General features: G+C 63.4%; 12 protein-coding genes. 4 read left to right on the top strand and 8 right to left on the bottom strand.

Annotated elements, in window-relative coordinates; all coding sequences use genetic code 11:
• Positions 1–3: 3 nt before the first annotated feature.
• Genes H607_RS11470 through H607_RS11465 form a run of 3 tightly spaced genes read right to left on the bottom strand, consistent with a single transcriptional unit; the run spans position 4 to position 2698 of the window.
• Positions 4–300 carry a lipid-A-disaccharide synthase N-terminal domain-containing protein gene (locus H607_RS11470; protein ID WP_037989389.1) on the bottom strand — a complete coding sequence of 99 codons (297 nt, stop codon included), beginning with the start codon at positions 298–300 and terminating at the stop codon, positions 4–6.
• Positions 297–1043, bottom strand: a complete 747-nt coding sequence (locus H607_RS0102985) for a glycosyltransferase family 2 protein (RefSeq protein ID WP_037989387.1) — start codon at positions 1041–1043, stop codon at positions 297–299. Before H607_RS0102985 ends, H607_RS11470 begins: the two co-directional genes overlap by 4 nt.
• Positions 1040–2698: an ArnT family glycosyltransferase gene (locus H607_RS11465; protein WP_051240600.1), complete on the bottom strand. Its 1659-nt coding sequence runs from the start codon at positions 2696–2698 to the stop codon at positions 1040–1042. The genes H607_RS0102985 and H607_RS11465 overlap by 4 nt, the downstream gene beginning before the upstream one ends.
• A gap of 96 nt (positions 2699–2794) precedes the next feature.
• Here H607_RS11465 and H607_RS0102975 point away from each other — a divergent pair, with 96 nt between their 5' ends.
• A complete protein-coding gene (locus H607_RS0102975; protein ID WP_028874202.1) occupies positions 2795–3484 on the top strand; it encodes a response regulator transcription factor in 690 nt (229 codons plus the stop codon).
• A complete protein-coding gene (locus H607_RS0102970) occupies positions 3465–4694 on the top strand; it encodes a sensor histidine kinase (RefSeq protein ID WP_028874201.1) in 1230 nt (409 codons plus the stop codon). The genes H607_RS0102975 and H607_RS0102970 overlap by 20 nt, the downstream gene beginning before the upstream one ends.
• On the opposite strand, the gene H607_RS0102965 is transcribed toward H607_RS0102970, so the two are convergent.
• From H607_RS0102965 to H607_RS11460, 3 genes are all read right to left on the bottom strand, one after another.
• Complete coding sequence (locus tag H607_RS0102965; protein ID WP_028874200.1) at positions 4681–5196, bottom strand: hypothetical protein; 516 nt, start codon at positions 5194–5196, stop codon at positions 4681–4683. The two genes, H607_RS0102970 and H607_RS0102965, sit on opposite strands and share 14 nt — an antisense overlap.
• Before the next feature lie 113 nt (positions 5197–5309).
• Positions 5310–6974 (bottom strand): energy-dependent translational throttle protein EttA, encoded by a 1665-nt coding sequence (ettA, locus tag H607_RS0102960; RefSeq protein ID WP_028874199.1) that lies wholly within the window; start codon positions 6972–6974, stop codon positions 5310–5312.
• Between the two features lie 22 nt (positions 6975–6996).
• Positions 6997–9645, bottom strand: coding sequence for a glycosyltransferase (locus tag H607_RS11460; RefSeq protein ID WP_083961928.1), 2649 nt, complete (start codon positions 9643–9645; stop codon positions 6997–6999).
• Between the two features lie 176 nt (positions 9646–9821).
• Between H607_RS11460 and H607_RS13320 the strand changes: the two genes are divergently transcribed.
• Positions 9822–10229, top strand: a complete 408-nt coding sequence (locus H607_RS13320) for a hypothetical protein (RefSeq protein WP_157381265.1) — start codon at positions 9822–9824, stop codon at positions 10227–10229.
• Here H607_RS13320 and H607_RS11455 read toward each other — a convergent pair.
• A complete protein-coding gene (locus H607_RS11455) occupies positions 10147–11706 on the bottom strand; it encodes a glycoside hydrolase family 17 protein (RefSeq protein WP_211218455.1) in 1560 nt (519 codons plus the stop codon). The two genes, H607_RS13320 and H607_RS11455, sit on opposite strands and share 83 nt — an antisense overlap.
• Positions 11707–11709: 3 nt before the next feature.
• Positions 11710–12093, bottom strand: coding sequence for a glycine cleavage system protein GcvH (gene gcvH, locus H607_RS0102935; protein ID WP_028874197.1), 384 nt, complete (start codon positions 12091–12093; stop codon positions 11710–11712).
• A 166-nt stretch (positions 12094–12259) separates the two neighbouring features.
• Between gcvH and H607_RS0102930 the strand changes: the two genes are divergently transcribed.
• Positions 12260–12691 carry an FKBP-type peptidyl-prolyl cis-trans isomerase gene (locus tag H607_RS0102930; protein ID WP_028874196.1) on the top strand — a complete coding sequence of 144 codons (432 nt, stop codon included), beginning with the start codon at positions 12260–12262 and terminating at the stop codon, positions 12689–12691.
• Positions 12692–12719 lie beyond the last annotated feature (28 nt).

Below are 12719 nucleotides of genomic sequence, written 5' to 3'. Positions count from 1 at the left end.
TCTTCACGAGGAGGCATGAGAGGTTTCTGTCACGCGCGCCTTGTGTTCCCGCCAGATGAGATGCAGATTGCGGGCGTAGATGAAAAGGCCCGTGAGCTGACCGATGATGAAGACGGGGTCGGCGCGATAGATCGCGTAGGCGAGCAAGGTCGAGCCTCCGGCGAGGCTGAAATACCAGAAGGCGACGGGCACGACGCTGCGGCGACGTCGTTCGCTGGCGAGCCACTGCACGAGGAAACGCATCGAGAAAAGTGCCTGACCGAGCAGGCCGATACCGAGCCAAATGATGTCGGGGTTCATTTTGATTCTCCGTTCCATGAAAAATGAGGTAAATGGGGCAAATGACGTCGGTGCAGGAGCCACCATACGCCGAGAAGATCGACCAGTCCGACCCACAGACGGTTGCCGATACCGTATTTCGAGGTGCCGTGCCGCCGGGGACGATGATGCACCGGCACTGAGACCACGCGCGCACCCTCGCGCCGCACCAAGGCAGGCAGGAAACGATGGATGTGGTCGAAGTAGGGTAGGCGCAGGAAGAGTTCACGCCGAATGAGTTTTACGCCACAGCCACTGTCGGGCACGCCATCGTGCAGCAGCGCCGAGCGAACCGCATTGGCGATGCGCGAGGACAACCGCCGAACCCACGTGTCGTGGCGATCGATGCGATGGCCGATGACCATGCCCGGCGGGTTTGGCTCCTGCTGTACCAGGATCCAGAAACGCCACAGGTCGGCCGGGTCGTTCTGGCCGTCGCCATCGAGCGTCCCGAGCCATTCTCCCCGTGCGGCGAGCGCGCCGGTGAGCAACGCCGCGCTCTGACCCGCGTTGCGCTCATGATGCAAGACGCGCCAGTTCGCCCCTTTCCGGACGCAGAGGTCTTGCAACACGGCAAAGGTGTCGTCGGTACTCGCGTCGTCGACGAAGATCACCTCGAACTCGAGCTTGTCGCCAAGGGCTGCCTGGATTTCGTCGGCAAGCGTGGCGACGTTGTCGCGTTCGTTGTATACAGGGATGACGATGGAGAGGTCCATGAAGTTCATTCCGACGCGTCGTCGACGTCGTCGTTGGCTGGAGGGATGGGGGATGCGCTATCGGCAATCGCCATGACGTCGGAGGCGGCGGCGACGAGCAGGATCTGTCCACGATAGGGTTGCTGAAAAACGGAGGTCGCAAACTCGGGAGGTGGAGTTTTGGCGAAGGTATCGATGATCAGCCCATTGGGATGGTCTTTGGCCCAGGCGTGCAGCTCCCGCCAGGAAATTTCTTCGATCGGCTGCGTCAGGCGACCATAGAAATGAAATTGGTCGTGGTATTTACCGACGAAAGCCACCGGACGCCCCTCGGCCTGCGCCTGGGCGATGAAGCGGCTCACGGGGCGTACATCGTAATAAGGGGCTGCCGCACGCCCCAGCCCCAGAGCAAGGATTACGAGCGATAGGACAGTGGAGCCCGCGAGTGACGATACCCTCGAAGACAGCGTGCGCCAAGGAGCCAGCCAGCCGAAAAAGGCTACGGCGGCGAGCGCGGGTATCGGCCACCAGGCGCTTTCGGTAATGAAAGGGGGAAGGTGGACCGGGGGCCGCAGACGAAGGAAGAGGAGCGCCGTCGCGGCAAGGAGCGGCAGGATCAGGGGAAAATGATCGAGACGGGTGGCAAGTATCTCCCGCGTCGTGAGGGTGCGCGCGAGCAGGAGCGACACGGCCGGGAAGAGCGGCAGAAGATAGTGGGCTTGTTTGCCGCTGATGGCACAGAACGCGACGAACGGGATCACTGCCCAGGCCAGGAGAAAGCGCTGTGCTGGATCGGTGCGCCACTCGAGCCGCGCGATCGCCCGCCAGGCACTCGGCCACAGCAGCCAGGGGTAGAGGAGCAGCGGCAAGAGAGGAAAATACCACCACCAGGCACGGCGGTGAGCGAAGGATTTGACGATGCGTCCCGCGCTCTGACCCCAAAAAATCATGTGCGCGTACTCGGGGCCGCCGCGGATCGCTGCCGGCACAGCCCAAGCGAGCGCGATTGCCGCGCCTCCCAAGACGGCAAACACCAGGCGCCGGTACCAACGCCCCGAGGGCTGTGCCAAAGGCCGCCACCACGGCCACAGCAGCGCCGCGGGCAGCACGTGCAACAGGATCACCGGTCCTTTGGCGAGTGCCCCCGAGCCGATACCGACCACTACCCATAGCCAGGCGCGCGGCTTGCCCCGAGCGGCATCCCACAGTCCGTTCATGGCCAGCAGAACGCAGGTGGCGAGCAGCATGTCGAACATCACAGCGGGGGTGTAAGCGGCCCAAAGTCCCGCTCCCAGCAGGATCGTCCCGGCCAAGGGGGCGAGCATTGGTTCTTCCGGCCAGAGTCGTCGGGCGAGCCGTGCCGTGAGCAGCAATCCTGCGAACGAGATTGCGGCCCCTGCCACGCGCGGCCACCAATCGTTGATCCCGAACAGGGCCCAGCCCAGGTGGAATATCCAGAAGAGGAGCGGTGGTTTGTGATGATAGGGCTCGCCGTTCAAATGCGGGACGAGAAAATCGCCGCGCGCGAACATCTCCCAGGCAACGCCCACATAGCGCGTCTCGTCGACCGGAATGAACGGCAAGGAAACGAGGAAGGCAAGGGTGAGCGCCCCGATGCCGGCGAACCAGGCCAAGAGCCGGGAGGTCGATAGCCAAGGGCGGAGGTGGTTCGGCAGGCTTTCCATGGGGAAGGGATTATAGGAGGGGCCGTGTCAACGCGGCGTAAACATTCAAGGACATTCAAGGAACGTGACGCGGTGAATGACATCTATAATTGTTCAATGGATGTTTTGATCATCGAAGACGATAGGGATCTCGCCGGCAACCTCCTCGATTACCTCGAGGCATGTGGTCACCGGGTCGATCTCGCCGTCAATGGTCCAGGCGGCCTGCAAATGGCTCAAAGCAAGGCGTTCGATGCCATCGTTCTGGATCTCGGCTTGCCCGGCCTCGATGGAATCGAACTCTGCCGTCGCCTGCGGGAAGAAGGGATCGCCGTGCCGATCCTCATGCTCACGGCCAGGGGTGAATTGGACGACAAACTGCTCGGTTTGGAAGCGGGTGCCGACGATTATCTCGTCAAGCCCCTCTCGCTGCGCGAACTCGAAGCGAGATTGCGGGCACACACGCGGCGGGCCGCAGGGGGTTTGGAACGACGGCGTCTGCAAGTCGGCGATCTGATCCTCGATGAGCGAACCCATCAGGTATCGCGGCAAGGAAAGAAAATCGTCCTGGCCCCGTTCGATTACCAACTGCTACGTCTCTTGATGCGCGCTTCGCCCGCCGTCGTGCCGCGCGAGCGCCTCGAGGCGGCGCTGTGGGGAGACGATCCGCCCGACAGCGACGCGCTGCGGGCCCACGTTCACCGTTTGCGCCAGGCAATCGATCGCCCCTTCGGCGTTCCCTTGCTGCACACGATCCCCCATATCGGCTATCGTCTGGCCGCGCCCGATGAAGAAACGTCCGCGTAGTTTGCGCCTGCGCCTCATCGCGGCCTTCGCCTTTCTCGGCGTGGCCTTGGGGCCTTTGATCGTGGGTGCCCTCCTTTGGGCGAGTTATGCCTTGGAGGAAGAGACGGTAAAGGGGGTGGTGCAAGAGCGGCTGCAGCGCCTTGTCGCGTCGCCCCAGCGTTTCGTTCTTCGTGAGCATCCCCACCATCCGGAAATTCATGTTTTGTCTTCGGCCGAACTCGAAAATTTGCCGGAAGAGATTTTTTCCCAACCCGATGGCATTCATGAGTTCGAACTCGGGCACAAGGGATGGGTCGTGGGCTTGGCCACGCCCACTCAAGGGCAGCGCTACGCCGTGATCGAAGACATCTCCGGCATCGAGCGACGCGAATGGGTGGGCCTCTTCATCGTGCTCGCCGGGGCAGCGTTCTCGGGTTACGTCGCACTGTGGTTCGGGTTTTATTTCTCGCGTCGCTTGCTCGCGCCGCTCACCCGACTCACTGAGCGCTTGAAGGAGGTGAATGATTTTTCTCCCGAATTGCGCTTGGCCGAGGATGATCTCGACGAGGAGGTTTTGGTACTGGCGCGGGCACTCGACGAATATCGCCGACGCATGTCTGAGGCCCTTGCACGTGAGCGGGATTTTTCGGCCGACGCGAGCCATGAACTGCGTACGCCGCTCACCGTGATCCTGCACGCGGCGGAATTGCTCGCGGCCGACCCTCACCTCGGCGAGCGCTCACGACGCGCTGTGGCTCGCATCGAGCACGCCGGAGCCCGCATGGCCGAGACGATCGAGACGCTTTTATTGCTCGCGCGTGAGCCGGAGGCGACACGAGAAGAATTCGATGTCGTCGAGGTGGTGCGTGAGGCCATGGCACACAGTGAACTGTTCATGGCGGGCACCGGGATCGTCCTGGAGATGATGGCTACTGCTCATCCCGTGATTCATGGGTCCTCCACGGCGCTTTCCGTCATCGTTGCCAATCTCGTGCGCAATGCAATCCAACATGCGCACTGCCAGCGGATCACGGTGCGCATCGAAACAGACCGGCTATGCATCGAGGACGACGGGATCGGCATGTCTTCCGCCGAAAAGGGAGCAAGCAGAGGTCGCGGCCTCGTGATGGTGCGCCGATTGTGCGAACGGGAAGGGTGGGCGTTCCGGCTGGGTTTGTGTGACCGAAATGGCCGAGGGACGAAAATCGAGGTGGTTTTCACAGCACCTTGAGTAGATCGGCGCGTAGCTGTTCCGCCCTTCTTCTGCCTTCCGCGCTTTCCTGGATCAGCCGAAACCATTGCCCATAGAGCGCACGTAGTTCTTCGTGCGATTGGGCCGCGGCGATCTCGTCGATGAGCGAGAGATGGATGATTGGGCCGCGGCAAAACGCCTTGATCGTGTTGATCATGAAATGACGCGCCATGTTCAATTCTTCGGGGTTACGCGGCTCTGGCAGCGGACGGAAATCGGTAGGGGAGGGAAGTCTGTCTTGGTGGGTGATCGCCTCGTTTTCCCCTTTGAGGCCGACGAGCTCGATGTAGCCTTCTTCTTCGAGGTGACCGAGGACGTTGGAGAGATCGTCGGTCGATGCTAGTTCGCGCAGATCTTCCACGGTCCGCCGCCCGTCGATCATGATGAGGATGCGGCGTTGGCGCGGCGTCAATTTCCCTGAACGATGTTGAACTTCATCCATCCCTTTGGGCGTCTTGCGGAAAACGGCTCTGTTGGTCATAGGATTATTCTCTTATAGATGAATCATTATGATTCATCTTAACCAAAACTGAAATTTCAGGCAAGAAAAAGCCCCTGTCAATGCAGGGGCTAGATCGCGAGAAGGGCAAAGAATCAGCGCGTGATCGGCTTGTAGCGCACGCGCCGCGGACGGGCGGCGTCCTCGCCGAGGCGTTTTTTCTTCTCCTCTTCGTACTCGCGGTAGTTTCCTTCGAAGAAGGTCCACTGCGAGTCGCCTTCGGCCGCGAGGATGTGGGTGCAGATACGGTCGAGGAACCAGCGGTCGTGGCTGATAACGAGCGCGCAGCCGGGGAATTCGAGCAGCGCTTCTTCGAGCGCGCGCAGCGTCTCGACGTCGAGGTCGTTGGAGGGTTCGTCGAGCAGCAGCACGTTGCCGCCCTGGATCAGGGTCTTGGCGAGGTGCAGCCGTCCACGCTCACCGCCGGAGAGCTTGCCCACGGGTTTTTGCTGATCCGCTCCCTTGAAGTTGAAGCGGCCGAGGTAGGCCCGGCTGGGCATCTCGAAGGCGCCGACCTTGAGGATGTCCAGGCCCCCGGAGACTTCTTCCCACACCGTCTTGTTGGGGTCGAGCCCCTCGCGAGACTGGTCCACGGCGGCGATCTTCACCGTCGGGCCGATCTCGATCGTGCCGGAATCGGGTTGTTCCTTGCCGAGGATCATGCGAAAGAGCGTGGACTTGCCCGCGCCGTTGGGGCCGATGATGCCCACGATCGCTCCCTTGGGCACGGAGAAGGAGAGGTCGTCGATGAGCAACCGATCCCCGAAGCCTTTGCTCACGTGGTGGAATTCGATCACCTTGTCGCCGAGCCGCTCGCCGGGCGGAATGAAGATCTCCTGCGTCTCGTTGCGGCGCTGGTATTCGATCGAGGCGAGCTCTTCATAGCGCGCCAGACGCGCCTTGGATTTCGCCTGCCGCCCTTTGGGGTTCTGGCGTACCCATTCGAGCTCTTGTTTCATGGCTTTGAGGCGAGCGGCTTCGGCCTTGGCTTCCTGTTCGAGGCGCTTTTCTTTCTGCTCCAGCCACGAGCTGTAGTTACCCTTCCAGGGGATGCCCTCGCCACGGTCCAGCTCCAGAATCCATTCGGCGGCGTTGTCGAGGAAGTAGCGATCGTGCGTGACGGCCACCACCGTGCCGGGAAAACGCACGAGGTACTGCTCGAGCCACTCGACCGATTCGGCGTCGAGGTGGTTGGTGGGCTCGTCGAGCAGCAGCATGTCGGGCTTGGAAAGTAGGAGCTTGCACAGCGCCACGCGCCGTTTCTCGCCGCCGGAGAGGTTCGCGATCTTGGCGTCCCAGGGGGGCAGGCGCAGTGCGTCGGCGGCGATCTCCATCTGGTTTTCGAGGTCGCTGCCGGCGCTGGCGAGGATGGCCTCGTATTTGGCCTGCTCTTCGGCGAGTTTCTCGAAGTCGGCGTCGGGCTCGGCATAGGCGGCATAGATCTCCTCGAGCTTGCGCCGCGCCTCGATGAGTTCGCCCAGACCCTCTTCGACTTCTTCGCGCACGGTTTTTTCCGGGTCGAGCTGGGGTTCTTGCGGCAGGTAGCCGATGCGAATACCGGGCTGCCATTGCACTTCGCCGTCGTACTCTTTGTCGACGCCGGCCATGATGCGCAGCACGGTGGATTTGCCCGCGCCGTTGAGTCCCAACAACCCGATCTTGGCACCGGGGAAGAAGGAAAGCGAGATGTCCTTGATGATCTGGCGCTTCGGGGGAACGACCTTGTTCACCCGAAGCATGGACATGACATACTGAGCCATGACACTCCTACGAAATTACGGTTCAACGGGCCATTGTACCCGAAACGCCCACCGGGGTTCCCTCGGTGCTCGGGGCGGACGGTTTCTCGGCCTGTTCTTCCGGTGGGGCATTGTCGGGAAGATAGGCGATGATCTGACACAGCACCGCGGCCAGATAGGGGATCGCCTGCAGCATGAGGATGGAGACCCAGAGTTTGACTTCCAGATCGAGCAACCCCCGCTTGGCTATGAGTACCCCTGCACCCAATAGGATCGTTGCGAGCAGGCCGAGTTCCTCGCGGATGGGGCCAAAGAAGGCAAAGGTTCCCTTGGCGCGCCAGCCTTTGGGGGTGCGCACGAAGGTGCCTTTTTTCTGAAAGAGCCCGGCGAAGACGCCGCGCGCGATGGTGTGCGCCAAGCCCACGGAGAGGATGGAGGCGCCGAGGATGTCGATCCAGCGCGTGTGCATGGTGCGGCGGTAGAGGACGGGCCCGAGCGCGGTCTTGAAGGCCATGAAACCGAGCACGGGCATGGCGAGCGAGGCGACCGGCAAGGCGAAGGTTTTGGGGAAGTGGATCATGCCCAGCGTCCAGTAGATGGAGGCGAGCGCAAAGACGAGGTGCAGGGCATCGCCGAACCAGGCGAACCAGCCGGTGAGGAAGTGGTAGCGCTGCGCGAAGTTCAGCTTCGAGGGTCGCAGCCCCAGGAGCTTGGGCAAGTGGGCCTTGAGGATCTGCATCGCGCCGAACGCCCAGCGGAAGCGCTGCGACTTGATGGCGGCGAAGTCCGACGGCGTGAGCCCGCGACCGAAGATGTGATCCACGTAGCGGGTTTCATAGCCGAGTTCGATCAGCCGCAGGCCGAGTTCGGTATCCTCGCAGATGCACCATTCCGACCAGCCGCCGACTTCCTCCAGGGCCCGGCGACGGATGAGTGTCATCGTGCCGTGCTGGATCAGGGCGTTGCGTTCGTTGCGGTGGTGCATGCCGATGCGGAAAAAGCCCTCGAATTCCCAGTTGCACATGCGCTGGAAGAAACTGTGCTCGAAGTCGCGGTGCGCCTGCGGGGCTTGCACCACGGCCACCTGGGGGCTGTCGAGGAAGTGCGGCACGAGCCGGGCGAGCCAGTCGGGTTCGACGACGTAGTCGGCATCGACCACGCCGACGATCTCGGCGCGCGGATCCGTCTGCTTGAGGGCGAAATTGAGCGCCCCGGCCTTGAAACCGGGCCACTTCGGCAGGTGGAAAAAGCGGAAACGTGGCCCGAGCGTGGCACAGTGCGCCTCCACCGGCTTCCACAGGGCCTCGTCGGTGGTGTTGTTGTCGACGACGATCACCTCATAGTTGGCATAATCGAGCCGGGCGAGCGAGTCGATGGTGGCGATCACCATCTCGGGCGGCTCGTTGTAACAGGCGAGGTGAATGGAGACGAAGGGCTGCTGCTCGGGCGGCAAGGGGTCTCGGGGGGTGAAACGCCGTCGCCATTGCCGCTTGAAGAGCACCTCGCCGAACTCGAACCCGTGCGACAGCAGCACGGCAATGGTCATGAGGGTGGCGACGATGAGGAAGACGAGGCCGACGAGATCGCCCCGCGAGAGGTAATAATCCTTGGGCAGATAGACACCGACCACGAGCACGGCCGCGGAGAGCTGCACCAATCCCATGAGCCACAGGCGCCCGAGCACGTTCCAGCTACCCAAGGCAAAGGCGATGAGGAACATGGGAACGGCTGCGACCGCGACTGCCAGACGTGCTTTTTCTTTCCAGCGCACGTCGCGCACGATGAGCCCGTCGAGCGGATATTTGAGATGGCGGTCGGCATCGAACACTCCCCAGTAAGCGCCGGCCCAACCCTCGACGGCCACTTTCCAGGGTTGGTCGAACGCCTCCATGATGTAGTAGTCGAGAAAGGCAGAGCGCGGGTCGGCAAGGAAGCCACGCACGAAGCGGGCGGCGTCTTCCGCGGCGGCGCGTGCGTATTCGTCGCCGCCCATGAGGTTGGGCATCGCCTCGCCCCTGGTGGGCCAGCCGATCTCGCCGATGACGATGGGCTTTTTGGGGAATTTTTGCCGCAGCTCTTCGTAGCGGCTGAAGGCATATTCGAGCGCCCGCGCAGAGGAGATGCCCTCGTGATAGGGCAGGAGGTGCACCATGATGTAATCGACGTGGTCGACCAGTTCGGGATTGGCGAGCCAGACGTGCCAGGGCTCGGCGGTGGAGACTGGCGGACGCTGGCCTTTGCGGAACTGGCGGCGGATGTCGGCGCGCACGCGGTCGAGCCAGGAGGCCATTTCCTGGACCGTCATTTCCTTGCGCAGCAAGACTTCGTTGCCCACCACGATGCGTTCGATGTTCTTGTGCTTCTTGAGGATGTCGAGGCCGGCGGCGACTTCGCGCTCGGAGAGTTCCTTGTCGGCCGAGACCCACAGGCCCATGGCCACCTTGAAGCCTTTCTCTTCGGCCAGGGGATAAATCGACGGAACGTCGGTGACGCCGTAAGTGCGGATGCGGTGGGTGTAGTTGCTCAGGATGTCGAGATCTTCGGCGACCTGCTCGGGTGTAGGGTATTTCTTGTCGAACGGGGACTGGTCGCGGCGGAAGGGGGTGTAGGCGAAGCCGCCGATCTCGCCCGAGACGCCGGGCATGGTGTCGACCCGCACCTGCCATTGCCACAGCTTGAAGGTGCCGAACATCACGAGCAGGGTGAGGATGAGGGCGACGAGCACCCGCCAGAAGAGATGGAGTTTTGCGCTCACTGCATCGGTCCGTCGTACGGGAGGATAACGGCCGATTTTACGGCTTCCCGTGCGGAATTGACCGAGACGATGAGAAAATGTTTGTTTCCTGGGGGATGCAGATGGCGAACGGGATGACGAGGAAGAGCGGATGGCGCACCCTGGTGCGCGGCTGGTTCGTGGGGGCGATCCTCATGGGACTCGCCTGCCTGTGGGTGCGCTTCGGCTGGCTCGAGGCGCAGCTCGCGCCGGCGGCCTGCGGCGGGAAGTGGGTGCCCGGAGGGGGCTTCGCCTGCGCGGCCAAGTTCCTGCTGGTTCAGGCGTTTCTCGAGGAACGCATCGGTTGGGTGGCTGTGTTGTGCGCGGCGATCGCTCAGCTTTACGGGTCGCGCCGCTGGGCGGTGGCGGCGCTGTGGCTCGGCGTGGCGGCCACGGTGTTTTATGCCGCCACGCCGGGAGTCATTGCGGTGCTATGGTCTTTGCCGCGGCTGTGGTTCTGCGATGCGCCCCGTGGATGGCGCGCGCGAATGTCATCGCCGTGAGTCCCCACAGCAGTGCCTGGCCGTTGCCCGGTTCTTCCAGCCAGCGGTAGAGACCGAAAGCGAAGAGAATCCAGGCCCAGAGGCGCTCTTCGGCGCTCACCGCCCAAGCGCGGCGCCAGGCAAAGAGTGCGAGCGGCAGATAGAGCGCGGTGGGGAAGTCGCGATAGCGGCCGTCGACCACGAGCCAGACGGAGGCCACGGCGGCGCAAAAGAGCAAGAGCCGCAGCGCGCGCGCAACGTACGTGGACGCGGTGGTTTGGGAAGGCAGACGCGGTGCCACGGCAAGCCGGGCGCCGAGGAGGAGCGAGGCGAGTCCGATCGCGCCGAGCACCGCCCATTCCACGGCGTCGCGGTAGGCGAGCAGGGCGTGTTCCCACTGCCACATCGCGATGAGTCCGAGCACGGCGCCCGCGAGCGCATGCCACGCGTGGTCGCGTCCGCTCGCGGCCCCTGGTGCGGCCATGAGGAGCAGCAGCGCCGCGCCAGCCCCCGCCCAAAGGAGTACCGGCCAGAACGATTCACGCTCGGCGATCGGCCCGGTGAGGGGGAATTTGGGTTCGAGGGTGGTGTCGAGCATGCCCCAGTGGCCACCGACGGTACCCTCCAGCCAGCGTTTCCAGGGCTGGTCCACCGCTTCGATGAAGTTGTACTGCCAGCCGTGACGCTCCGCGAGTGCCAGGAATTCGCGCACGTAGCGCGCCTGGTTCACGCGCGAAGGAATCGCCCCTTCGCGCTGGCGCCCGGCGCTGGGCCAGCCGGTCTCGCCGATCACCACGGGTTTGGTCAGCACGGTGCGGGCGAGTGTCCTGATGCGCACGAGATGATCGATCGCCGCCTCGATCGGCTGCGGCCGGTCTTCCCAGTAAGGGAGGATGTGGATGGTGGCACGATCGACGTGCGGTTCGAGCGCGGCGCGATGGCGCAGCCAGAATTCCCAGACGTCGGCGTAGGTCACCGGCACGCGGCTCCGTGCATGGGCTTCTTCCAGCCAGCGGCCCATCGCTTCCGGGCTTTGCTCGCGACGCAACAGCACTTCGTTGCCGACGATGAGCATCGTGACGACGTCGGCGTTGGCATTGGCCACCTCCAGGGCGCGCTCGAGCTCCCGGCGGTTCTTTGCGTCGTCGCGCCCGATCCAGGCCCCCAGGAGCACGGTGAGCCCGAGTTCGCGTGCCACTGCGGGGACCTGATCCAGCCCCTGGTCGACCGAGTAGGTGCGCACGCAGCGGGTGACGGCGGCGAGCGCGCGCAGATCGGTGGTGATCTCTTCCCGGGTGAGATGGAGGTCTTCCTTGAACGGGGTGTAGCCGTCGCGGTAGTAAGGGGCGTAGGAGACGCACTGCATGCGCGGGTCGGCGAGCGGCGAGGAAGGCAACTCCACGGGACGGCTCTCGTGCCAATACCACCCCAGGAGCGCGGCGAGGACGACCGCCGTCAGGGCGAAGAGGATCCGGGAAGGGGCGGAGGAGGACGGCATGGCTCAGAGGGAGAGGAGTTCGTCGTAAGCGCGGGCATCCAGCAGTTCCGGCAAGGGGGCGTCTTCGTCGGGCAGCAGTTGCACGAGCCAGACTTCGTAAGGGGCTTCGTTGAGCCGTTCGGGGCGCTCACGGGGCTCTTCGTTCACCGCGACCACGGTGGCGGGAAAGGGGCAGAGGATCTCGGAGGCGACCTTGACCGATTCGACCACGGCGAGCACGTCGCCGGCTTCCAGATGCTGGCCGGGCTCGGGCAGTTGCACATAGACGATGTCGCCAAGCTCGCGCTGGGCGTGCTCGGTGATGCCAAGCGTGAACATTCCATCGTCTTCGCGGCGCAGCCATTGGTGGCCGGGAAGGTAGAGGCGGTCGTCGGGCGTGGGATTCATCGCGGACTCCGAGGCAAACAGCAGGGGCGCCAAATTAGCATCAAGCGCCGAAAGGGGCAAGGGAATTTTTCCGCAAACATCTAGCCAAAGCGGGAGAAACCGGGTAAGGTGACGCACGCGGCGGTCTGTGCCGACGTGCACCATTCGACAGCGGAAAGGAAAGATCATGAATCAAGCAGCAAAAGCGGGCGATACCGTCCAGGTTCATTACACCGGCAAGTTCGGCGACGGCTCGGTGTTCGACAGCTCGGCCGGGCGCGACCCGCTCGAATTCACCGTCGGCGCGGGGCAGGTGATTCCCGGTTTCGAACAGGCCGTGGAAGGCATGGCCGTAGGGCAGACGAAAACCGTCACCATCCCGGCGGCCGAGGCCTACGGCGAGCGCGTGGCCGAGGCGGTGCTGCAGGTGCCGCGCGAGCAGCTGCCGCCGGATCTCGAACCGGAAGTGGGGCAGCAGTTGGTGATGCAATCGCGTGACGGTCGGCAGATCCCCATCGTCGTCGTCGAAGTGACCGAAGATTCGATCACCATCGACGCGAACCATCCGCTTGCCGGGCGCGACCTCACGTTCGAGATCGAGCTCATCGCCGTTCAGTAAGCGGCTTTGCTGCGGGCGAAGGGCGGGT

This window comes from Tepidiphilus margaritifer DSM 15129 (genome assembly GCF_000425565.1).
In the GTDB taxonomy this organism is placed as follows: domain Bacteria; phylum Pseudomonadota; class Gammaproteobacteria; order Burkholderiales; family Rhodocyclaceae; genus Tepidiphilus; species Tepidiphilus margaritifer.
This window is presented reverse-complemented; position numbering and strand designations above follow the sequence as displayed.

Excerpts from the sequence above, each read along its gene's own strand:
- gcvH (WP_028874197.1), bottom strand. The coding sequence starts at position 12,093 with ATGAATCCCACGCCCGACGACCGCCTCTACCTTCCCGGCCACCAATGG.
- H607_RS11470 (WP_037989389.1), bottom strand. The coding sequence starts at position 300 with ATGAACCCCGACATCATTTGGCTCGGTATCGGCCTGCTCGGTCAGGCA.
- H607_RS13320 (WP_157381265.1), top strand. The coding sequence starts at position 9,822 with ATGACGAGGAAGAGCGGATGGCGCACCCTGGTGCGCGGCTGGTTCGTG.
- H607_RS0102930 (WP_028874196.1), top strand. The coding sequence starts at position 12,260 with ATGAATCAAGCAGCAAAAGCGGGCGATACCGTCCAGGTTCATTACACC.
- H607_RS0102970 (WP_028874201.1), top strand. The coding sequence starts at position 3,465 with ATGAAGAAACGTCCGCGTAGTTTGCGCCTGCGCCTCATCGCGGCCTTC.
- H607_RS11455 (WP_211218455.1), bottom strand. The coding sequence starts at position 11,706 with ATGCCGTCCTCCTCCGCCCCTTCCCGGATCCTCTTCGCCCTGACGGCG.
- H607_RS0102965 (WP_028874200.1), bottom strand. The coding sequence starts at position 5,196 with ATGACCAACAGAGCCGTTTTCCGCAAGACGCCCAAAGGGATGGATGAA.
- H607_RS0102975 (WP_028874202.1), top strand. The coding sequence starts at position 2,795 with ATGGATGTTTTGATCATCGAAGACGATAGGGATCTCGCCGGCAACCTC.
- H607_RS11465 (WP_051240600.1), bottom strand. The coding sequence starts at position 2,698 with ATGGAAAGCCTGCCGAACCACCTCCGCCCTTGGCTATCGACCTCCCGG.
- H607_RS0102985 (WP_037989387.1), bottom strand. The coding sequence starts at position 1,043 with ATGAACTTCATGGACCTCTCCATCGTCATCCCTGTATACAACGAACGC.
- ettA (WP_028874199.1), bottom strand. The coding sequence starts at position 6,974 with ATGGCTCAGTATGTCATGTCCATGCTTCGGGTGAACAAGGTCGTTCCC.
- H607_RS11460 (WP_083961928.1), bottom strand. The coding sequence starts at position 9,645 with ATGTTCGGCACCTTCAAGCTGTGGCAATGGCAGGTGCGGGTCGACACC.